Annotated in this window: 19 protein-coding genes; 11 read left to right on the top strand and 8 right to left on the bottom strand. The window is 67.3% G+C overall.

From position 1 onward, the window contains the following. Positions 1-24 precede the first annotated feature (24 nt). Complete coding sequence (locus QM712_RS14590) at positions 25-327, top strand: hypothetical protein (protein WP_415023830.1); 303 nt, start codon at positions 25-27, stop codon at positions 325-327. A gap of 59 nt (positions 328-386) precedes the next feature. Here QM712_RS14590 and QM712_RS14585 read toward each other — a convergent pair whose 3' ends face one another. Both QM712_RS14585 and QM712_RS14580 read right to left on the bottom strand, forming a co-directional pair. Next, positions 387-1,601 carry a hypothetical protein gene (locus QM712_RS14585; protein ID WP_415023810.1) on the bottom strand — a complete coding sequence of 405 codons (1,215 nt, stop codon included), beginning with the start codon at positions 1,599-1,601 and terminating at the stop codon, positions 387-389. Between the two features lie 56 nt (positions 1,602-1,657). Next, the gene (locus QM712_RS14580; protein WP_415023829.1) at positions 1,658-2,287 is read right to left on the bottom strand and encodes an NUDIX hydrolase; all 630 of its coding nucleotides are present in this window, start codon (positions 2,285-2,287) and stop codon (positions 1,658-1,660) included. A 67-nt stretch (positions 2,288-2,354) separates the two neighbouring features. Here QM712_RS14580 and QM712_RS14575 point away from each other — a divergent pair, with 67 nt between their 5' ends. From QM712_RS14575 to QM712_RS14560, 4 genes are all read left to right on the top strand, one after another. Then, complete coding sequence (locus QM712_RS14575) at positions 2,355-2,780, top strand: PaaI family thioesterase (RefSeq protein ID WP_415023809.1); 426 nt, start codon at positions 2,355-2,357, stop codon at positions 2,778-2,780. Between the two features lie 294 nt (positions 2,781-3,074). Then, positions 3,075-4,085: an aldo/keto reductase gene (locus QM712_RS14570; RefSeq protein ID WP_415023808.1), complete on the top strand. Its 1,011-nt coding sequence runs from the start codon at positions 3,075-3,077 to the stop codon at positions 4,083-4,085. A 14-nt stretch (positions 4,086-4,099) separates the two neighbouring features. Next, on the top strand, positions 4,100-5,413 hold the full coding sequence (locus QM712_RS14565; RefSeq protein WP_415023807.1) for a tetratricopeptide repeat protein: 1,314 nt from the start codon (positions 4,100-4,102) through the stop codon (positions 5,411-5,413). Positions 5,414-5,617: 204 nt separating this feature from the next. Then, the gene (locus QM712_RS14560) at positions 5,618-6,196 is read left to right on the top strand and encodes a hypothetical protein (RefSeq protein ID WP_415023806.1); all 579 of its coding nucleotides are present in this window, start codon (positions 5,618-5,620) and stop codon (positions 6,194-6,196) included. Positions 6,197-6,205: 9 nt separating this feature from the next. On the opposite strand, the gene QM712_RS14555 is transcribed toward QM712_RS14560, so the two are convergent. Continuing rightward, complete coding sequence (locus QM712_RS14555; RefSeq protein WP_415023805.1) at positions 6,206-8,038, bottom strand: AMP-dependent synthetase/ligase; 1,833 nt, start codon at positions 8,036-8,038, stop codon at positions 6,206-6,208. Between the two features lie 113 nt (positions 8,039-8,151). Here QM712_RS14555 and QM712_RS14550 point away from each other — a divergent pair, with 113 nt between their 5' ends. The 3 genes from QM712_RS14550 to QM712_RS14540 all read left to right on the top strand — a co-directional run bounded on the left by QM712_RS14550 (position 8,152) and on the right by QM712_RS14540 (position 9,781). After that, positions 8,152-8,499, top strand: a complete 348-nt coding sequence (locus QM712_RS14550) for a DUF3088 domain-containing protein (protein WP_415023804.1) — start codon at positions 8,152-8,154, stop codon at positions 8,497-8,499. A gap of 218 nt (positions 8,500-8,717) precedes the next feature. Next, positions 8,718-9,287, top strand: a complete 570-nt coding sequence (locus tag QM712_RS14545; protein ID WP_415023803.1) for a cysteine hydrolase family protein — start codon at positions 8,718-8,720, stop codon at positions 9,285-9,287. Positions 9,288-9,442: 155 nt separating this feature from the next. After that, on the top strand, positions 9,443-9,781 hold the full coding sequence (locus QM712_RS14540) for a hypothetical protein (protein ID WP_415023802.1): 339 nt from the start codon (positions 9,443-9,445) through the stop codon (positions 9,779-9,781). 77 nt (positions 9,782-9,858) lie between these two features. Here QM712_RS14540 and QM712_RS14535 read toward each other — a convergent pair whose 3' ends face one another. From QM712_RS14535 to QM712_RS14525, 3 genes are read right to left on the bottom strand one after another with little or no spacing between them, the layout of a single operon-like run. Continuing rightward, a complete protein-coding gene (locus tag QM712_RS14535) occupies positions 9,859-11,127 on the bottom strand; it encodes a flavin monoamine oxidase family protein (RefSeq protein WP_415023801.1) in 1,269 nt (422 codons plus the stop codon). Positions 11,128-11,136: 9 nt separating this feature from the next. Beyond that, positions 11,137-11,853 carry a RibD family protein gene (locus tag QM712_RS14530; protein ID WP_415023800.1) on the bottom strand — a complete coding sequence of 239 codons (717 nt, stop codon included), beginning with the start codon at positions 11,851-11,853 and terminating at the stop codon, positions 11,137-11,139. 18 nt (positions 11,854-11,871) lie between these two features. Then, a complete protein-coding gene (locus QM712_RS14525) occupies positions 11,872-12,534 on the bottom strand; it encodes an FABP family protein (RefSeq protein ID WP_415023799.1) in 663 nt (220 codons plus the stop codon). 144 nt (positions 12,535-12,678) lie between these two features. Here QM712_RS14525 and QM712_RS14520 point away from each other — a divergent pair, with 144 nt between their 5' ends. Beyond that, positions 12,679-14,808, top strand: a complete 2,130-nt coding sequence (locus tag QM712_RS14520; RefSeq protein WP_415023798.1) for a PAS domain-containing protein — start codon at positions 12,679-12,681, stop codon at positions 14,806-14,808. A 48-nt stretch (positions 14,809-14,856) separates the two neighbouring features. Here the strand turns inward: QM712_RS14520 and QM712_RS14515 are convergent, their stop codons facing one another. Together QM712_RS14515 and QM712_RS14510 are read right to left on the bottom strand one after the other, a co-directional pair. Further along, positions 14,857-15,726, bottom strand: a complete 870-nt coding sequence (locus QM712_RS14515; RefSeq protein WP_415023797.1) for a VOC family protein — start codon at positions 15,724-15,726, stop codon at positions 14,857-14,859. 174 nt (positions 15,727-15,900) lie between these two features. After that, positions 15,901-16,221, bottom strand: a complete 321-nt coding sequence (locus QM712_RS14510; protein WP_415023796.1) for a hypothetical protein — start codon at positions 16,219-16,221, stop codon at positions 15,901-15,903. A 493-nt stretch (positions 16,222-16,714) separates the two neighbouring features. Here QM712_RS14510 and QM712_RS14505 point away from each other — a divergent pair, with 493 nt between their 5' ends. Together QM712_RS14505 and QM712_RS14500 are read left to right on the top strand one after the other, a co-directional pair. Beyond that, positions 16,715-18,973 carry a TOMM precursor leader peptide-binding protein gene (locus tag QM712_RS14505; protein ID WP_415023795.1) on the top strand — a complete coding sequence of 753 codons (2,259 nt, stop codon included), beginning with the start codon at positions 16,715-16,717 and terminating at the stop codon, positions 18,971-18,973. Positions 18,974-19,066: 93 nt separating this feature from the next. After that, positions 19,067-20,434, top strand: coding sequence for a SagB family peptide dehydrogenase (locus QM712_RS14500; RefSeq protein WP_415023828.1), 1,368 nt, complete (start codon positions 19,067-19,069; stop codon positions 20,432-20,434). The last annotated feature ends 52 nt before the right edge of the window (positions 20,435-20,486 follow it).

Below are 20,486 nucleotides of genomic sequence, written 5' to 3'. Positions count from 1 at the left end.
ATCCGATCTTGGAGAGGATGGATGATGGCATTTTCAACGAAGACATTTGTACTCGCAGCCGCGCTCGGCGTGTTGGCTGCACCCGCAATGGCGCAGAGCGCGGCGACGCCGTGGGAGCTCCGATCCGACACGGGCTATGCCTATGACAAGGAAGGCAAGACGTTTTCCTACAAGATGGGCACCAGCAACGCCGGCGAACTGCTGAAGGGCGCCAAGAAGGTGCCGAAGGGCACGCTGTTCTTCATCGGCCAGAACGGCCAGCTCTACATGCGCACCGGCCCCTATCTCGAGGGCGACGGCAAGTTCAAGTTCGGGTCGGATCGGTAAGAGCCGCGCTGACGCTGTGCTCTCCTCGCCCCGATCGCGAGCGGGGCGAGGCAAGGGCGCTAGAACGCCGCTGCCAGATCCTTCGCGGCGGCGTTGTTGCTGTTCGAGTCCATCCGCGCATCCGTGACGGCGAGCAGTTTTGCGACCGTGTTGTGACGGATCGCGACGGGGTTGCGCTCGTAGCCGCCGCGCTGGAAGAAGTTCGAGGTCGGGACCTGCTCGCGCATCGCCTGCGGCATCGTCACCATGTCGAGCCCGGTGCCGTCACCGGTGAGGTTCATCATCTCGAGCTCGGCGGCCGTGAGCGGACGGGTGTAGCCCTTGGCGCGAGCGAACAGCACCGACGTGAGCAGCTTGTGGGTCTGCAGCATCGGGCCGACGTCGACGTCGAGCACCATCGCATGCATGGCCCAGCCCTGCGCGGTGTTGCCGATCTTCTCGTGCTCGGACCAGGTGTCGGGCACCGACTTCGCATGCGCCACCATGCGCTTGAGCACGGCGAGCTTGTGCTCCAGCGTCTTGCGGGCCGGTCCCGAAGTCTGCGCCACTTTCGCACCCAGCGCACGGATGAACTCGTCGCCCTGCTCGGCGAGCAGCTCGACGCTGTTGGTCGTCAGCAACTGGTTGTAGCCCATCGCGGTCGAGATCGCGCGCTTGCCGCCATGCTCGATTCCCGCCTGCACGTCGTAATTGCCGGTGCCGCCGGTCTCGAACGAATAGACCCGCACGGCCTGCTCGCGGGTAAGCCCCGCGGCCCGCGCGTAGCGCGCATAGGCGCGCTTGAACTCGACCTCGTTCGCGGGACGCTGCGGCGTGAACTGATAGAGCTCCTGCGCCGCGCGCAGGAAATCGGCGGCCACGGGGATCGGCTTCCGCTCCGGACGCGACGGCGTTTCCTCCGGCTCCGGATTCACCGGCCGCTTCGGCCCGTTGTAGAGCGGCGGATGCTCCAGCACGTAATCGTCGAGCGTGACCTGCTGTCCGCTGCGCCGCTTGGCATTGCGGGTGCGCCGCTTCTCCGAAATCTGGCTCCAATAGGCGCCCGCCTCGGCATCGAAGGCGGCGCGCGCCGCCTGGTATTCCTCGAGCTTGCGGCGATATTCGAGCACGGCGGACGATGCGCCGCCCTGCCCGAAGAATTGCGACAGCAACTGTGCCCTGGCATTGCGGATGGCGGGCGGCAGCGCGTCGGCGTCGCCGCCCCGCGCGGCGGGCGCGAGCAGGACGAGCGCGAGTGGAACCAGCGCGAGACTATTTCGAATCGAACGATGCATGCCGTCGTCTTAGCAGGCATCCGGTAACCGTCACGTTAACGCGCCGTTTACCATCGTCACTTCCAGGCGAACACCGGCTGTTCCAGGTCGGTGACGCGGGTGTGCCGTCCCGCCAGCACCTCGCGGAACTGATAGATGAGCGCGGCCGTCGGCGCGTGGATCAGGCTCATCTGGTGATGGAAGCGGATCACACGGCGCGCGCTTTCCGGGATCGCAACGAAGTCGAAGGCCTCCTCGCGCTCGATCGTCGCAAGTCCGATGCGATGCACCGAGGCGACCTCGTCCGGGTTCGGCCGGATCGCCGCACTGTCGGCCGCCCACACCACGACCGGCGTGATCAGATAGCCGGAGCGCGTCGGATAGTCGTCGAGCAAGCCGAGCACCGCGTCGCCGCCGAGCTTGAGCGCGAGCTCTTCCTCGAGTTCGCGCAGCGCGGCTTCGACGGGTGTTTCGCCGGCATCGCAGCGTCCGCCCGGAAGCGCCCATTGGCCGCGATGGGCACGCAGGCTCGATGCGCGCTTGGTGAGCAGGAAGGCGGTGTCGCCGCCTTCACTGGATTCGGTTAGCGCCAGCACCACCGCGGCGCGCTTCAGCGCTGATGGCCCGGCTTCGTCCAGCAGCCGCGCGAATGTCGCGCAGGCCTCTGCGATATTCCGTCTGGTGGCATCGTCGAAAGCTCTCATGATGCTTGACTACACCAGGACCGCACCTGATGAAACGTGGAGAGAGACGCGTGCAAGGATGGACCGGACGATGACGAACAAGGCCGCCGCAAGGCTCAAATCAGACGGCTGGACCATCCTGGAGACCACTGGCTTCATGCACCTGATCGGCCCCTTGTGGGAGCGCAAGGTCGGCGGCCATTACGAATTTGCGCTCGCCACCGAGGACAAGCACCACAACCGCCGCGGCATGGTCCAGGGCGGCGTGATGATGACGTTCGCCGACCGCACCTGCGGCATGACCGCCCGCTACGTCTCGGGCAAGGAGTACATGGCGACGGTGCAGCTCGACACCCATTTCGTCGAGGCCGGCCAGATCGGCGACATCCTGATCTCCCGCCCGCGCGTGGTCCGCTCGACGCGCAGCCTGATCTTCATGAGCACCGAGGTCACCGTCGACGACCGCTGCATCGTGATGGCGAACGGCGTGTTCAAGATCCTGAAGGGACCGGGTTAGCCAAGCAGCGGGGCCGCGGTACGCGCCATCATTCTCTATTCCCAGCGAAGGCGGGGCATCCAGTCAGCCGCGGCCTCTCGATCGAGCACCGGCGCCTCGGCGTACCGGATCGCCCGATCAAGTCGGGCGATGACAGTCGAGCATGTTGTCGCCAGCTTCCGCGTCATTGCGCACGCGGCGAAGCAATCCGGCATCCCTTCACGCGCGCATCTCTGGATTGCTTCGCTGCGCTCGCAATGACGAAACCGGGCGGCTATGCTGGCGTGCAATCGAAGCGCCCAGGACAATAGCCACATGAAATATCGCCAGCTCGGCCGCAGCGGCCTGAAGGTTTCGCCGATCTGCCTGGGCACCATGATGTTCGGCGGTCCGACCGACGAAGCCGCCTCGCAGCGGATCATCGCAAAGGCGCAGGAGGCCGGCGTCAATTTCATCGACAGCGCGGATGCCTATGCGAAAGGCGCATCCGAGGAGGTGGTGGGACGCGCGATCGGCAACAATCGGCAGGCCTGGGTACTCGCGACGAAGCTCGCCAATCCCATGGGCAGCGATCCCAATCGCGGCGGGCTGTCGCGGCGCTGGGTGTTGCAGGCGGCGGACGAGAGCCTGAAGCGGCTCGGCACCGACCACATCGACATCTACTATCTGCACAAGGAAGACCACGCGACGCCGCTGGAGGAGACGGTGCGCGCGATGGGCGACCTGATCCGATCAGGCAAGGTGCGCTATTTCGGCCTGTCCAACTATCGCGCCTGGCGCGTCGCCGAGATCTGCAACATCTGCGACCGGCTCGGCATCGACCGGCCGGCGGTGAGCCAGCCCTATTACAACGCCATGAACCGCATGCCCGAGGTCGAGCACTTCCCGGCCTGCACCTACTACGGTCTCGGCATCGTGTCCTACAGCCCGCTGGCGCGCGGCGTGCTCACCGGCAAGTACAAGCCCGATGCGGCGCCGGACAAGGAGACGCGCGCCGGCCGCAACGACACCCGCATGATGCAGACCGAGTGGCGGCCGGAATCGCTCCGGCTCGCGCAGGAGATCAAGCACCACGCCGAGAGCAAGGGCATCACCGCCGGCCAGTTCGCGGTGGCCTGGGTGCTGAACTCGGCCTTCGTCAGCTCGGTGATCGCCGGCCCGCGCACCGAGCAGCAATGGGATGACTACATCCGCGCGCTCGACTACCGCTTCACCGCCGAGGACGAAGCCCTGATCGACCGCCTGGTGACGCCGGGACATCCCTCGACGCCGGGCTACAACGACCCCGCCTATCCGATCGAGGGCCGCCGCGCGCGGACGGCGTGACAGCGGAGACGACGATGGCACGCGAGGACCGCTACGGCCTGCCGATCTCCACCACCTCGGATGAGGCGGCATCGGCCTATCGCGAGGGTATCGACCTCATGCTCGCGGGATGGACCGGTGCGACGGACGCGCAGGAGCGCGCGATCGCGGCCGATCCGGATTTCGCGTTGCCTCACATCGCGCGGGCGCGGCTGCATGCGTTCTACCAGCAGGGCGATCTGGCGCGACAGAAGGCGGCCGCGGCGCGCGAGTTCGTCGCCAGGCGCGGCACGGAGCGCGAGCGCTCGCATGTCGAAACGCTCGCGCTCGCGATCGAGGGACGCCTGCCCGAGGCGCTGGCATCGACGCTGAAGCATGTCGATGCGTGGCCGCGCGACGCCGTGGTGCTGTCGTTGCCGCTCGGTGCGTTCGGCCTGTTCGCCTTCTCCGGCATGGCCGATCACGACCGCGCCCGCCACGAGCTGTGCGAGCGTGTCGCGGCGCATTACGGCGAGGACTGGTGGTTCCTCACCATGTCCGGCTGGGCGATGACCGAGAACGGCGACGTCGCGCGCGGACGCCGCGTGACCGAGCGCGGCTTCGCGCTGCGGCGCGAGAACGCCCATGCCGCGCACGCCGTGCTGCATGCGATGTTCGAGGACGGCTCGATCGACGAGGCCGATCGTCTCGTCGATGCCTGGATTCCGTCCTACGACCGCGCCGGCATCCTGCACGGCCACATCCTTTGGCACCAGGCGCTCGGCGCGCTGGAGCACGGCGATGCGGCCCGCGCGCTCGCGATCTATGCCGACGTCCTGCAGCCGACCGCCACGCAGGCACCGCCGCTGAACGTCGTCACCGACGCCGCCTCGCTGCTCTGGCGCCTGTCCGCCTACGGCCACGCCGTGCCGAAAACGCTGTGGACCGAAGCCGACGCGACCGCCCAGCGCCTGTTTCCGAAATCAGGCCTGCCGTTCGCCGACGTCCACATGGCGCTGTTCGCCGCCGCGACGCAGAACCGCGAGGCGCTGGCCGCGCGCCTTGCCGTGATCGAGCAGCGGCTCGCCGACGGCAAGCTGCCGGCCGGCCCGGTCGTACCGGCGATCTGCCGCGCGCTGGCGGCCTTTGCGGATGAAGACTATCGGGCTTGCGCCGGCGAGCTCGCGCCCGTGCTCGGCGAGGTCGTGCGCATCGGCGGCAGCCATGCCCAGCGCGAGCTGGTCGAGGACACCTTCATCGTGGCGCTGATCCGGAGCGGCGATCTGCCGCGCGCCCGCGCACTGCTCGACACCCGTCTCCACCGCCGCCCCTCCCTGCGCGATGCGCGCTGGCTGGCGGGGATGGGGTAGCGACCGGCCTCTGCCACGAAAAAAACATCGGTTTGGCGGCAAGTGCCTGCCAGGATGGATGGGGGCGATTTGGGCGAATCGCCGACGGGTGGCGCGGTGGTATTCCAGTCGGATTTGACAATACAAACGGGATCGCAACCAATTCGGCGTTCGATGGTTGTAGGACGGAACTTTTCCGTGGTCCCCTGGCACAAGAGCCCGACAATGAGCCTCTGCCGTTTGGTCCTCGCCGCATCCCTGACTGCCCTCGTAACCCCTTGTTTTGGCCAGTCTTCTTCCTTCCTCCCGGTCAATAATCCGCCGGCCCAGCAGAATTCCCTGATCGACCTCCTGGCCCTGATGTCGGGCCACTGCAAGACGCTCAAGGTCGCCGGACGCACCTTCGGCTGCAAGACGGTGGCCTACGCCCACGCCGACAAGGGCCGGGTCAACTTCGCCGTGGCGATCGACGACCCCAGCGACGACAGCCATGTCATCTCGTTCTCGGGCGAGAACGGCACCCGGGCCGACGACAATTCCTACGAATTGCCGATCGACCGCATGCTGCTCAATTCCAAGAGCCGGCCCCGGGTCGACGGCCTGCCGGTGCCCGCCGAGCAGACGTCCACGGGACGGTGCCGGCAGACCGGGAACTTCGCCGCCAAGCAGGTCTCGGACATCACCTGCTCGGCAACCGACAGCGAAGGCCGGCGCTACGAGCTGCTGTTCGTGTCCGACGGCTCGCCGGTGAGCGTGCGCCGCATCCGCCAGTCCACGCCTTCGATCCACGATCCCTTCAGGTAACGGGCCGTCTCAGGTCGCGGGCCTTGATGCCGCGGCCGGCTTCCTCGCATAGATCTGCTCGATCTCGGCCGCGAAGCGATGCTCGAGCGCGGGACGCTTGTTCTTCAGCGTCGGCGTGAGCAGGCCGGCGGCGATGGTCCAGGGCTCCAGCGTCCACCACACCGCGCGCGGGGTCGCGTAGGACGGATAGGCCTTAACCGCGGCCGCGATCCGCGCCAGCAGCGCGGCGCGCTCCGCAGCCTCGCCCTGCTTGCCCGCCGCTGTCAGCCGCTGCTTCTCTTCCACCCAGGCCTTGGCGTTGAGCACCACGAGCGCAGTGAGGAAGGGGCGCTGCTCGCCGACCACCAGCGCCTGCTCGAACAGGGGATCGGCGAGGATCGCGGTCTCCAGATCGACCGGCGCGATCTTCTCGCCGGTCGAGGTGACGAGAATATCCTTGATGCGGCCGGTGATGGTGATGCGCCCGTTCTCGATGCGGGCCTGATCGCCGGTGTGCAGCCAGCCGTCGGCGTCCTTGACCCGGCGCGTCTCGTCCGGCTTGTGCCAGTAGCCGAGCATCACGCTCGGCCCGCGCACCTGAAGCTCGTCGTTCTCGCCGAGCCGGACCTCGATGCCGTCGAGCACGCGGCCGACCGAACGCGGATCATTGTCCTCGGGCGTGTTGACCGAAACCACCGGCGACGTCTCGGTCATGCCGTAGCCCTGCAGGATGTCGAGCCCGAGCGCGAGAAACAGGCGGATGACCGGCTCGGCGATCGGCGCGCCGCCGGACACCGCGATGCGCAGGCGGCCGCCGAACTGCGCCAGCACCTTGTCGGCGACGAGCCGCTTCAGCAGCGGCCAGGCCAGCCGGTCGAGCAGCGAGAGTGTGCCGCGTCCCTGCCGCGCATCGAAACGCCGGCCGCCGACGGCGATCGCGAGGTCGAGCAGCGCGCGTTCGACGCTGCCGGCGGACGCGCGATGCTGCATGATCAGCGCGTGGATGCGCTCATAGATCCGCGGCACCGAATTGAGCACCGTCGGCCGCACATGCCTGAGATCCTCGGCGAGCTGAGGCACCGAGCGCGCATAGGCGACGCAGGCACCCGCCGCGATCGGATAATAATAGCCGCCGGTGCGCTCGAAAGTGTGCGAGAGCGGCAGGAACGACAGGAACACATCGCTTGGCAGCGCCGCGAGGCGCCGATCGACCGCCTTCACATTGGCGACCACGTTGCGGTGCGACAGCATCACGCCTTTCGGCCGTCCGGTGGTCCCCGACGTGTAGACGATCGCCGCGAGATCGTCCTGTTCGACCGCAACGTCGGGCAGCGGCGCCGACGCGCCGGGTGCGGCCGCGAGCCAGCGGTCGAGCGCCACGATCCGTGCATCGGACGGCGCCGGACCGCTCGCGTCCGCGCAGACGACGCGCTTGAGATTGCCCAGCGGCCGGCCGGTGGCCACGATCGCCTGCCAGCGCTCCAGCGTGTCCACGAGCAACAGGAGCGCACCGGAATCGCCGAGGATGTAGGCGATGCTGTCGGGGTTGTCGACGGCGTGCATCGGCACCGGCACGAGGCCGCGCGACAATGCCGCCTGGTCCATCGCGATGTCCGCAATGCCGTTCGGCATCAGGATCGCGACGCGTTCACCGGGCGCAAAGCCCTCGGCGGCCAGCGCGCGCCGCCAGCCTTCGAACTCGGCATCGATCTCCTGCCAGGACTGGCTGACCCAGCGCTTGGCAGCCGTATCGAAATGCCGATAGGCCTCCGCATCGGGCGTCGCCCGGACGCGCCAGCGCAACAACTCCGGAAGCGTCCTCACGTCGGCGAGCGCCTGTGGTTGACTGATCGGCCCCGGCATGGCGTCCTTTCGCGACTTCGACGATCCCCCATCAATCTGGGGCCTCGATACTAGGCCGGCCAGTCCCTGCCGTCTTGATCCTCAGCAAGGCGGCCATGTCCCGGGAGCGATCCATGACGCGCGACCTGCTGTTTCTGCTGCGACCGGATTTCGAGGACCCGGCCTTCCCCGGCCGCCGTTTCTATTGCTGGCATTGCGCGCTGATCGAGGGCGTGCTCGCCTCGTTTCCCACACTCGCCGAAAGGCTCGACGTCGAGCGCATCGCGTGGCCGTTGCCGCGGCAGGCCGTCGTCGCGCTGGTCGGCGCGGAGAACCAGTCGCTGCCCCTGCTCGTGCTCGCGGACGGGACGGCCTCGCCGCACCAGACCGGCAGCCACCGCGGCCGCGCCTTCATCGCCGACAAGGACGCGATCCTCGCCGCGCTCTCCGAACGCCACGGCTTTCCCGATCCGCATCCGTGACGATGATCCGTCACCAGCCCGAACTTTCGTCCCGGACGCGGCGGAGCGCGTCGCGCGGCTCCGCAGGACCCATGCCGCGCGGACTCGCATGGAGTCGAAGAGGCCTTGCATTACGCCCGACGCGCGAGAGCCGTCCCTAATCGAGGGAAGATTGGCATTGCTTGCGCCCTCCCAGGGCTCGCATACTCGGCGCAGCAAGCAAGTCCGAAGGCCGCGCCATGACCAGCCCCCTCCCCGCCCTCGTCGTCATCGACGTCCAGCGCGCGTTCGACGAGTGGGAGGCGGCAGGCAAACGGCGCAACAATCTGGACGCGGTCGCGCGCATCGTCGACCTGCTGGGCGCGTTCAGGGCGAGCGGCGCGCCGATCTTCCACATCCGGCACGAAGGCACCAGGCCGAGCTCTTCCTTCCTGCCGTCGGGCACCGGCTACGTGGTCAAGGACGAGGCGCGCGAAAGGCCCGGCGAGCCCGTCATCGTCAAGCGCGTCAACAGCGCCTTCATCGGCACCGATCTCGATGAGCGGCTGCGCGCGGCCGGCATCGGCACCGTCGTCATCTGCGGTGCCACCACCAATCATTGCGTCGAGACGACGACGCGGATGGCCGGCAATCTCGGCTTCGACGCAAGGCTGGTGCGGGATGCAACGTGGACATTCGATCGCGTCGGCCCCGACGGCGATACGCATTCGGCCGAGGAAATCCACGCGATGACGCTGTCGAACCTCAACGGCGAATTCGCGCGCATCGTCACGACGCACGATGTGATCACGTCGCTTGTGGCGACGTGATGGCGACACCGTGATCGTGCTGACGGCGCGACAATAGACCTCACGAACATCCGCGCGATCCGGAACCAATAACTGCGTCGTTTCGACGCCCGCGCTTTCCGGAACGTGCCATGCGCCCATCTGTTGTCACACGACATCTCAACTGGAGTGATGACATGAAGTATCTCTTTGTCGCGATGGCTGTCGGCGCTGCGGCGCTCGCCGGCGGATCGACGGCGCACGCAGCCGGCAAGGCAGGCGCGAAGCAGAACGTGCAGGGCAACGTACAGGGCAGCCGATCGACCGACATCAGCGCGCAGCACAGGCGCCATCATCATCATGGACACCGCCATCACTGGCGCCATCACCACCACGGCTATTATCGTCCGCACTATCGCAGCTACGGCTACTACCCGCGGCCGCACCGCTATTATGGCGGCGGGCCCTACGGTTATTACGGCGGCGGCGGCCCCGGCGTGACTTTCAGCTTCGGAGGTGGCGGTCACCGCTGGTGAATGCGCTCCCGCCAAGCGACGAAAAGGCCCGCAGCGATGCGGGCCTTTTTTGCGCGTGCCGCTGACGGTCAGGCGCGCTATCTCCGCAGGATCGTCTCCGCCGTCTCCAGCCCGCTCGCCAGCGCCGCCTCGACCGTGCCCATGTCGCGGCCGCGATAGAGCGCTTCGCCGGAGAAGAGGACCGGACCATCGGCGCGCGCGAGGATCGTTTGCGCCGCGCGCGTCCGCGGCGTCGCCCAGGAATAGGCGCCGCGAGCGAAGGGATCGCGGGCCCAGTTGGCCGCGATGGCCGCGACGACGCTGCGGGCGATGTCGTCGCGCGGCCGGGCGAACATTGCGGCAAGCGAATCGATGCCGGCATCGACCAAGTCCTGCGCGTCGAGACCCGACAGCTCCGCCGTCCGCGGGCCGCCGAACCAGCCGGTCAGCACCGGATGCTCGGCAGGACGTTGCGTCCACCACACCGGGATCGTCTCGTCCGACAACAGGAAGGTGAGATCGTCGAGGTCTGCCGCCCCGTCGCGCCACCATGGCCGCGTGAAGCGCAACAGGATCTTGACGACGTTGCCGAAGCCGATGTCATCGGCGGCCGACGCCTTCTCGCGCACGGCTTCCGGAAGCGCGATCTCGCGCAGCAACGGCAGCGGTACGGTGAGGATCACGTCGTCGCAGGCGAACACCTCGCCGCCGGTGCAGCGGACGACGGCGCCCCGGCCCGCCTCGATCGCGGACACCACCGCGCCGAAGCGGATGGCAACACCATGACCACGGCACTCCGCCGCCAGGAACGCGACGAGCGCGCCGTAGCCGCCGACGATGCGCGCCTGCATGCCGTGGCCGCCATTCATCCATTCCTCGCGCAGCGCCAGCGTCGAGGCGCGCTCGGGGTCAGCGGCATCGTAACCCTCGACCATGCGCCGGATGGAATGACGCATGCGGGCGTATTCGTCCGCCGCGAAGTGACGGCGCAGGAAGTCCGCGACGGTCAGATCGTCCTTGAGATCGTTCAGCGCGGCATGAAGCTCGGCCTCATGCGGATCATGATGGATTTCGCGCAGGAGTTTGGTGCCGTCGAAGCTCCGCTGCGTGCCTTCGATCGCCTGCAACGACAGTCCCGCCTCGTGCAGCAGGGCGCGCGTGACCGGTGCCTCGCCGTGCACGAACTCGGCACCGCCATCGGCGGCGTATCCAAACTGCGCGGCAGGCAGCGGATGGATGCGCCCGCCGCAACGATCGCGCGCCTCCAGGATGGTGACCCGCTTGCCGGCGCGCGCCAGTTCGCGTGCCGCCATCAGGCCGGCCGCGCCGGCGCCGACCACGACGATATGCTCGGACCTGTCAGACATGCCGGCGCTTCATTGGCCCGCGAGTTCGTTCCGGATCAGATAGCGCAGGAGCAGGACGCCGCCGCCGAGCTGCCGCGTGCTCTCCAGCGTCATCGCCGTGACGGGCGCACGCCGGTCGCTCTCCGCCTCCGTCGAATCGAATACGATCGGCGCGCCCCTGGCGCCGTCCACCGCGGGACAGAGGATCAGATCGAGTTCGTCGATGAGCCCGGCGCGCAGGAACGCGCCATTGGCGGCGCCGCCGCCTTCCAGAAGCAGGCGCTTCACGCCGAGCTCGCGATGGAGGATTTCGAGCGTCAGCGCCAGATCGATCTCGGACTTGCCGGCGAACACATACGACACGCCTTCGCCGCGCAGGCCCGCGAGATGCGCATCCGAGACCGCCTCGGTCAGCACCACGACGATCGGATCGCCGCCGATGTCCGAGCGGCCCCAGCCGATCTTGCCGTGCGCATCGAGCACGACGCCATAGGCCTTGACGCCAGGCGTCCTGGCAGTGGGCGCGAACCAGTTCTCGCGCGGAAATCGCTCCCGCGTTTCGGCGGGATAAGGCTTGCCCTTGGCGAATTCCGAGCCGGTGACACGGCCGATCAGCCAGGCATCGCCGCCGAGTTCGTCATGGATCTTCTCGAACCATTCCGAGCCGGCGCCCTTCGGCCGCCAGCGGCTGTGATGCGTACGGCCGTCCACGCTGGAGGCCATCAGACAGATGACGTAGGGTTTCATGGAAATCTCCGGATCGCTTCAGGCCGCCGTGCCGCCGCCCTTGGCGCGGTCCTGCAGGATCGCCGCCAGCGGATTGAGCTTCGGCGGCGCGACGCGCTTGAGCGTGTTGGTGTCGTGATGATCGAACGGGGCGCCTCTCACGAAGAGCTCGGTCTGGATCAGATAGCTCCAGCTGCCGTCCTCGTTGAAGGTGATGTCGCAGCGGTAACTGTCGGTGCGGAAGGCTTGTTCCAGAAAGTCGGTCGAGCAGATCCCGTAATTGGTCTCGCCGCGCTTGGCCGTGACCGAGATCTTGGCGTCGTCGGGCTTGGCCTTGCCCGAGGCCAGCAGCACCTGGCCGCGCGGGATCGCCAGCGTCTGCATGATCAGCCCGGTCGCGGGCTCCCACAGCCAGTAGCCGACCTGATCGTGGAAGGTGATGTCCTCCTCGGGCGTGTTGATGTGGATGTGATAGCGCAGCCCGTAGAAGAGCTGCGGCCCGTTGGCCTGGGGGTCGATCGGGTCCATCCGGATATGCTCGATGAAGACCCGCCGCTCCGGGCCTTCGCCCTTCGGGTTGATGTCGATACCCTTGTCGGCCTGCCAGACTCCGGCCAGCCGCCGCAGCGGCCCGAGATTCGCCAGCCCGTCCGGCGAGACGTCGTCGGGCTCGGTGAAGATGTCGGCGGGGATGGGGAGCATGGACGGCCTCGTTCTGCGGAGGCCCGAAAATAGCACAAGCACGGCGCCGCACCACCGGAATGGAACCGGAGGCTTCATCCGGCGTTATGGCCCTCGAGTACGAGTCCTTGAAATCCGGGCTCGAATGGGCACGGAGCCCAAGTCATGCGTCGCGGGGGTCCGGTGCTGTCAGAGAAAGTCGCTCGGCAGTCGATTGATGTGAGCTTCCTCGCCGGCGGCGGGGACGTCGGCGCGATGATGCGCACCCTCGACTGGTCCGGTTCACCGCTCGGCCACCCGCGGACCTGGTCCCGGGCTCTGCAGACGACGGTGGGCATGCTGCTGGCCGTCGAGGCGCAGATCGTGCTGTTCTGGGGTCCGGATTTCGTCGCGCTCTACAACGACGCCTATGCGCCGGGCATCGGCAACAAGCATCCCCGTGCGCTCGGCCGCCCCGCGATCGAGAACTGGGGCGAGTTGTGGGACGATCTCGAACCGCTGCTGGCCGGGGTCCGCGACACCAGAAAGACCTTCGCGGCCAAGGATCGCCCCTTCTACATCGAACGTCATGGCTACGGCGAGACCAGCTATTGGGACGTCTCCTACTCCGCCGTGCCCGATGACGACGGATCGGTCGGCGGCGTGCTCTGCATCGTGTCCGACACGACCGAGCGCGTGCTGGGCGAGACGCGGCTGCGGGCCAGCGAGGCGCGCTACAGGGAGTTGACCACGACGCTGGAGCAGCGCGTGGCCGAACGCACCGCGGAGCGTCATCTGCTCGCCACCATCGTGGAGACGACCGACGGGCAGATTCAGGCGCTCGATCTCGACTATCGCTGGCTCGCGATCAACGCCTCCTGCGCCGACGCCTATGAGCGCATCTACGGCAAGAGGCCGAAGGTCGGAGATTCCCTGCACGAATTCCTCGCCGACCGGCCCGAGCATCTGACTGCGGCGACGGCGATCTGGGGCCGCGCGCTCGGTGGCGAAGCCTTCACCAACATCGAGGAATTCGGCGATCCCAGCTTCGACCGCCGGGTCTACGAAATGAAATTCGAGGCACTGCGCGCCGCGGACGGCTCGCGCATCGGCGCATTCCTCACCGGCCGCGACGTGACGGAGCGCCTGGAGGAACAGGCGCGGCTCGCGCAAGCCGAGGAAGCGCTGCGCCAGGCCCAGAAGATGGAAGCCATGGGGCAACTCACGGGCGGCGTCGCGCACGATTTCAACAACCTGCTCACGCCGATCGTGGGGCTGCTCGACCTGTTCCAGCGCAAGGGCATCGGCGGCGAGCGCGAACATCGCCTGGTGGCCGGCGCCGCGCAGGCGGCGGAACGCGCCAAGACGCTCGTGCAACGCCTCCTCGCCTTTGCGCGGCGGCAGCCGCTTCAGGCGGTGCCGGTCAACATCAGCCAGCTCGTGACCGACATGGGCGAGCTGATCTCGAGCACGACGGGACCGAAGATCCAGGTGACGGTGGACACCCCTGCGGATCTTCCCGAAGCGATGGCCGACCCCAACCAGGTCGAGATGGCGATCCTGAACCTCAGCGTGAATGCCCGCGACGCGATGCCGAGCGGAGGCAAGCTGTGCATCTCCGCCAAGTCCCGGACGATTGACGGCGAGCACAGGTCGGAATTGGCGGCCGGCACCTATGTCTGCATCTCCGTTGCCGATACCGGCGTCGGGATGGACGAAACCACATTGGCTCACGCCGTCGAACCGTTCTTCTCGACCAAGGGGGTCGGTCGAGGGACGGGTCTCGGCCTCTCGATGGTTCACGGCCTTGCCTCGCAGCTCGGCGGCGCGCTGACGATCAAGAGCACCGTGGGAGCGGGGACCAATGTGGAATTATGGCTCCCGGTCAGCCACGCGGTCGTGAGTCCGGTCGACGCTGCCCCGCAACCGAAACTGCAGCCGCTTCTCTCCGGCACGGCGCTGCTGGTGGATGACGAACCGCTGGTCCGCATGAGCACGGCCGAGATGCTGAACGAGCTCGGCTACCGGGTCGTCGAAGCCGGCTCGGCGGAAGACGCGCTCCAGCGCGTCAGGGAAGGCTTGCGGCCGAACCTCTTGGTCACGGACCATCTGATGCCGGGCATGAGCGGAACCGATCTCGGCCTTGCGCTGCGCAGCCAGTATCCGGAGATTCAGATTCTCGTCGTGTCGGGCTACGCCAACAACGAGGGCATTACGCCGGACCTGTCGCGGCTGACGAAGCCGTTCCGGAGCGACGAGCTGGCGGCGAGCCTTGCAAATCTGGCCCATGCGAATCCGGCCAAGGTCGGACGCTAGCCGCGAAACGGAATCTGCACTCCTGCCCGTGCTCCGTCCGCGCGTCCGTTAGCGCCTGATCTTGTGCAGCACCACCCTGCCCCGGGATGCGATGTCGCCCCATTTCGCGGACCAGCGGACTTCCGCGCCTGAGGATCCCGCGATGGCCTGCTGATCCCACGCCCCCTGCAGCGCGAACAGCGCGCCCTGGGGATCGGCACATCGCACGATCCAGCAACCGTCCGACAGTTCGATCGGCCCCAGCAGAACCTGTCCGCCGCCGGCATTGACCTGTCTTGCCGCCGCGCCGACGTCCGCGACGTTGAAGTAATGCAGCCAGCACGCCTGGGGTACGCTCGGCAGCTTGGTGAGCATGCCGCCGATCGTCTGCCCGGCCACCGCGAACAATTCGTACACGCTCGCCGGCTCGGCACCTGCGGTGCCGTGGCGCCAGCCGAGAAGCTTCCCGTAAAACGGAAACACCTTGCCTCGGTCTTCGGCGAGCAATTCGTGCCAGCCCACGCGTCCGGGCTCGTCCGATGCGGACGATTGCGACCCGCCGTAGATCAGCCCGTTGACCAGCGCGAACGTCGCGCCTTGCGGATCGGCCACCACCGCGATGCGGCCGATGTTGCTGTCGGTCGGCGCCACCAGCACGGCGCCGCCAAGCCGGCGGATCTGCGCGGCGCGCGCATCGATGTCATCGACGGCGACGTAGCCGATCCATCGCGGCGTTGCGCCCATGCGCACGCCCTCTTCGGGAAGATCCATGAGGCCGGCGACCGGCGCATCTCCCGCCGCCAGCAGCGTGTAGGCGAGTTCCGCGCGCGATGCGTCCTTCGCAGTCCAGCCGACGACCGCAGCGTAGAACGCGGCCGCCGACGGCATGTCCGTCGTCACCAATTCTTGCCAGACGAAGCGTCCGTGTTGATCGGCCAAGCTAGCCTTCCCGTGCGAATGAACAGACGGTTGCGCACTGCATCATGACCGCATCGCGAAGTGATCGACAAGAATTTGTAGCGATGTCGTTCATGAAGATGAATGCAATTTGAACGCGATCATAACATTTCGTGTTCGCGTGAATCTTGCCGAGGTTGTTCGCTCGGCGTAGGATCATCGGAGAAGATCGTTCTTCCAGCCTTGGAGGATGCGGCCATGCAGCGGACGAAGCAAGCTTCGAAAAAGAAGCGAATGACCAAAGCCGCAGTCCCGGCACTCGGAGTCGCCGGACTGACTTTTTCGCTGGCGGGAAGCGCGGCAGCGTCCGCGGTGCCGACCGGCGAACTTCAACAAAGACCGAACTACACGCCCGGCCATTTCACCGCGCTCAGCGAAGAAGAACTCGCTGACGTCAGCCTCGCCACCTTCCATCTCGCCAATCAGGAAGCCGGATTCAGCGGCGTGCTGCTCGCGCGAGGATGCGGCGGTTGCCATGGCTGCGGCGGCGCCAGAGGCTGTGGCGGCTGCAGAGGTTGCGGCGGCTGCAGAGGCTGCGCAGGCTGCAGAGCCTGTCGCTGCGGCGTCGGTTGCGGTGGCTGCGGCGTCGGCTGGATCGGCGTCCCCTGGCCGGTGGCCTGCACGGGTTGCTGTGCATCGTGGGGCCGCTGCCGCTGGTGCTAGGAGTCAGCGCTCTCTGCGCCGGACACCGACAGTTCGGGAATTCGTTGGCCGGGCTCGCAAGCCGCCCGGCCAATTTGCTGCGTGCGTCGCAACGATCGCTTCGCCACGCCCGAACAGGCAACCACCAAAGCCGATCACGCTTCGTCGCGCTCGCATCGCGCTTCAGTCGGCTTGCCGATGGCGGGCGGGTGTGTTCCAACTCGTGCCAGGGAAGCCTGCGGTCGAGCCCGGCACGATCCGGACCGGCCATGCGTTCGTCGCGCGCCGGCAATCGGAATGACGGGAACAGGATCAGCGTGCTGGCCCGATGACAGTCAAGCGAAAGAGCCGCGCCACGAAGCAGACACGCAAGGCACCCCGGAAGGGCATCCTGCGCTTCGCGCCGAACTTCACCGTCTATCTGCTCCCTCCCAACGTGGTCTGTCTCTATTCCGAGAGCCGCAAGTTCTTCCTGCACGGCGACCTCTATTGCGCCGTGGCGAGCGCGATCGGAAAAAACGGAAAGGCTGCGCCGGAGATCGTCAGCCAGCTTGCGCGGAATTTTCCCGCGGCCGAGATCGAGGAAGCGATCAAACGATTGCTGGAGCGACGCTACGTCGTCAGCGCGCCATCGCAGGCCTACACCGGCGCCGTCGACGGATATTGGGCAAGCCTCGGCCTGCCGCCGCAGGAGGCCGAAGAAAACCTCCGCGATTGGCCCGTGCGGGTGGAATCGATCGACGTCAAGGGCGCGAGCGAGCTCAGCGCGGCGCTGGGCAAGCTCGGGGTGCACGTCACCACGCGATCGCCCAGGCTCGTCATCACGCTCGTGAACGACTATCTCGAGGGACGGCTCGCCGAACTGAACGAGGCGCGCGTGGCCGAGGACACGCCCTGGCTGCTGGTGCAGCCATCCGGCGTGTTTCCGCTGGTGGGGCCCGTGTTCAAGCCGGGCGAGAGCGCCTGCTGGACCTGCCTGTTCGATCGCATGATCCGCAATCGCGAGATCAAGGGATTTCTCCAGCGCGGCTCGGCGCAAGCGGTCACGACGTCGCCGCTGGTCAGCGACCCCGTCGGGCAGACCGCGATCCACTTCGCGGCCGTCGAAATCGCCAAGGCGATCGCGTCGGGATTTCGCACCGATCTCGGCGATCACATCGCAAGCTTCGACCTGACCGGCGCCGCCATCGCCAAGCATTTCGTCGCGAAGCGTCCGCAATGCCGGACCTGCGGCAGCAAGAAGCTGCGCAATCCGCGACGAACGCCGGTGCCGGTCGAGATCGCCGAGGGCAGGAAGCTCGTCATGACCAGCGGCGGATACCGCACCGTGACATCGCGGGCCACCGTGGCGCGATTCCGCAGGCACGTCAGCCCGCTCACCGGCGTGGTCTCGCGGCTCGAGCGGATCGAGGCCGACCTGCCGATGAACACCAATTTCTTCGCCTACCACAATTTCTCCGCGCCGGCCTGGAACGTCGACCAGCTCAGGTCGGGCCTCAGCGGCGGCAGCTTCGGCAAGGGCTCCACGGCTGAACAAGGCGAGGCCAGCGCGCTGATGGAGGCGATCGAGCGCTACTCGGGCATCTTCCAGGGCGACGAGATCAGGACCACGCGCCGCTTTGCCGATTTCGCGCCCGGCGACGCGCTGCTTCCCAACGACGTCCAGTTCTTCAGCGAGACGCAGTTTCAGAACAGGCACGTTCCGCAGGCCGACGATTCGCATCCGGTGCCCGAGCCGTTCGATCCCTCGTCGCGGACCGAGTGGTCGCCGGTCTGGTCGTTGCGCGACCAGCGGTTCAGGTATCTTCCGACCGGCCTTCTGTATTTCTTCTATGGCGGCTTCCACACCGATTCGAACGGATGCGCGGCCGGCAACACCCGCGAGGAGGCCATCGTCCAGGGCTTCCTCGAACTGGTCGAACGCGATGCCTATGCGATCTGGTGGTACAATCGCGTCCGGCGCGCCGAAGTCGATCTGTCGCAATTCGAGGATTCCTACGTGCGGGATCTGCAGCGCCAGTTCGCCGACGCGGGGCGCCGGCTCTGGGTGCTCGACATCACCACCGATCTCGGCATTCCCTCCTACGTCGCGATCATGCACTGGATGCAGAACGGGCACGAGAACATCGAGTTCGGGTCCGGTTCGCATTTCGATCGCCGCATCGCGCTGTTGCGCTCCCTCACCGAGCTGACCCAGTTCATGTCGATCGGCCTGATGGGCGGCGGCAGCGGCGAGAAGCCGTCGCTCGACGGTGTCACGCCGCTGCGGCTCGACGATCATCCGTTCCTGATTCCCAGCGACGATCCGGTCGTCCCTCCGGCGCCGGGCCTCGCGGTTCACGACAACACGCGCGACCAGGTCAATGCCTGCGTCGAGATCGCGGTCCGCGCGGGATATGATTTCCTCGTGCTCGACCAGACCCGGCCCGACGTCGAGGTCCCCGTCGTCAGGGTGCTCGTTCCCGGCTTGCGGCATTTCTATCGCCGCTTCGGCCCCGGACGCCTCTACGACGTCCCGGTGAAGCTCGGACTGTTGGATCGCCCGCGGCTGGAGAGCGAGCTGACGCCGTTCCTGCCGCACACCTGAGGGCGGGCTTTCGTGCGCGCGCCCCGGAAAAAGCCGACCAGGACCGCAACGCCGATCATCGCGGCCCGGCTGAACGGCCGTGTCTCCCTTCACATGCAGGCCGACGGAAGCATCGCCGCCGTGTCCGGCGATCATGCGGTCAATCTCGGACAGTTCAGCCCCGCCGCGATCGACCGCGCCGCGGATCTCGCCACCGGCCTGCCGCTTGCTTCAATGTCCGGCAGGAGCGCGCTGGCGAAACAGGTTCTCGCGCTGGCACAGCGGCTGGCGCGGCACCGGCTCCTCGACTATCGCCTGTTCTCGCCCCGCGAGCAGCGGGATCTCGTGATCATCGAGCCGCAGATCGCGGACTACTGGCCGCGTCCCGTCAAACTATCGAACGGCGATACGGTCGTGTTGTCGCGCTTCGCCTATCTGCGCCGGCGCGGCAACGAGATGGTGCTGGAATCGCCGCGCGCCGGGGCGCTGTTCAGGATCGGCGATCCCGCCATCGCGGCGATGCTGGCCGCGCTGTCGCGGCCGCAACAGATCGGCAAGCTGCGCCGGCAGATGCCCGCCCTGCCTCTCGACCTGCTCGGATTGCTGCTCGACAGCGCACTGCTGCTCAAGCTCGGCGCGAAGGATGCGGACGGCCTTCGCGTGAACGAAGGCGATGGCGATCTCGTGCTCTGGGATTTCCACGATTTCGTGTTTCACACGCGGAGCACGGAAGGCCGGCACGGCGATCCCGTCGGCGGCGCCTACGCCTATGCCGGCGTCACTCCGCCCCTGCCCGCGGTGCGCCCGCGCTGGCCCGGCAAGGCGATCCCGCTCGGCAGTTTGGCGCCCGCGCCCACCTCGCCATTCGCGGCACTCCTGCACGCGCGTCATTCGACCCGCGATTTCGACGACCGGCATCCCATCACGCTCACCGAGCTCGCGCGGTTTCTCGGCACCAGCGCCCGCGTGATGTCGGAATGGACGAGCGGCGCGGATGCCGGCGGTGGCCACGCGGCCTCCTACAGTTCGAGGCCGTATCCGGCGGCAGGCAGCGCCTATGAGCTGGAACTGTATCTGACGGTCTCGAACTGCGAGGGCCTCGCGCGCGGATTTTATCACTACGACGCGGGCGGCCACGCGCTGGTCGCGATCGATGCCTCCGCGCAACAGATTCAGGCACTGGCGATGGCCGCCACGTTTGCCATGGATGCATCAGGCCCGCCGCAGATCCTGATCACGATCGCCGCGCGCTTCGGGCGGATCTCCCGGAAATACAGCTCGATCGCCTATTCGCTGATCCTGAAGGACGTCGGCAGCCTGATCCAGACGTTCTACCTGACGGCGACCGACATGGGCCTCGGCGGCTGCGCCATCGGCACCAGCAACATCGATCTGTTCGCGGCGATGACGGGACTGGACTTCCACGTCGAAGGCCCGGTCGGGCAGTTCGCGCTGGGGCGCGCGAGGAAGGCGGAGGCCTGAGGCGCGGGGGCGATCGTTCTCGATGCCTCCGGCCTTCATGCGTCGCATTCTG

The organism is Bradyrhizobium sp. (assembly GCF_047605465.1).
Taxonomy (GTDB): Bacteria; Pseudomonadota; Alphaproteobacteria; order Rhizobiales; family Xanthobacteraceae; genus Bradyrhizobium.
The sequence above is the reverse complement of the archived record's forward strand: the minus strand, read 5'-3'. Positions and strand labels throughout refer to the sequence as shown.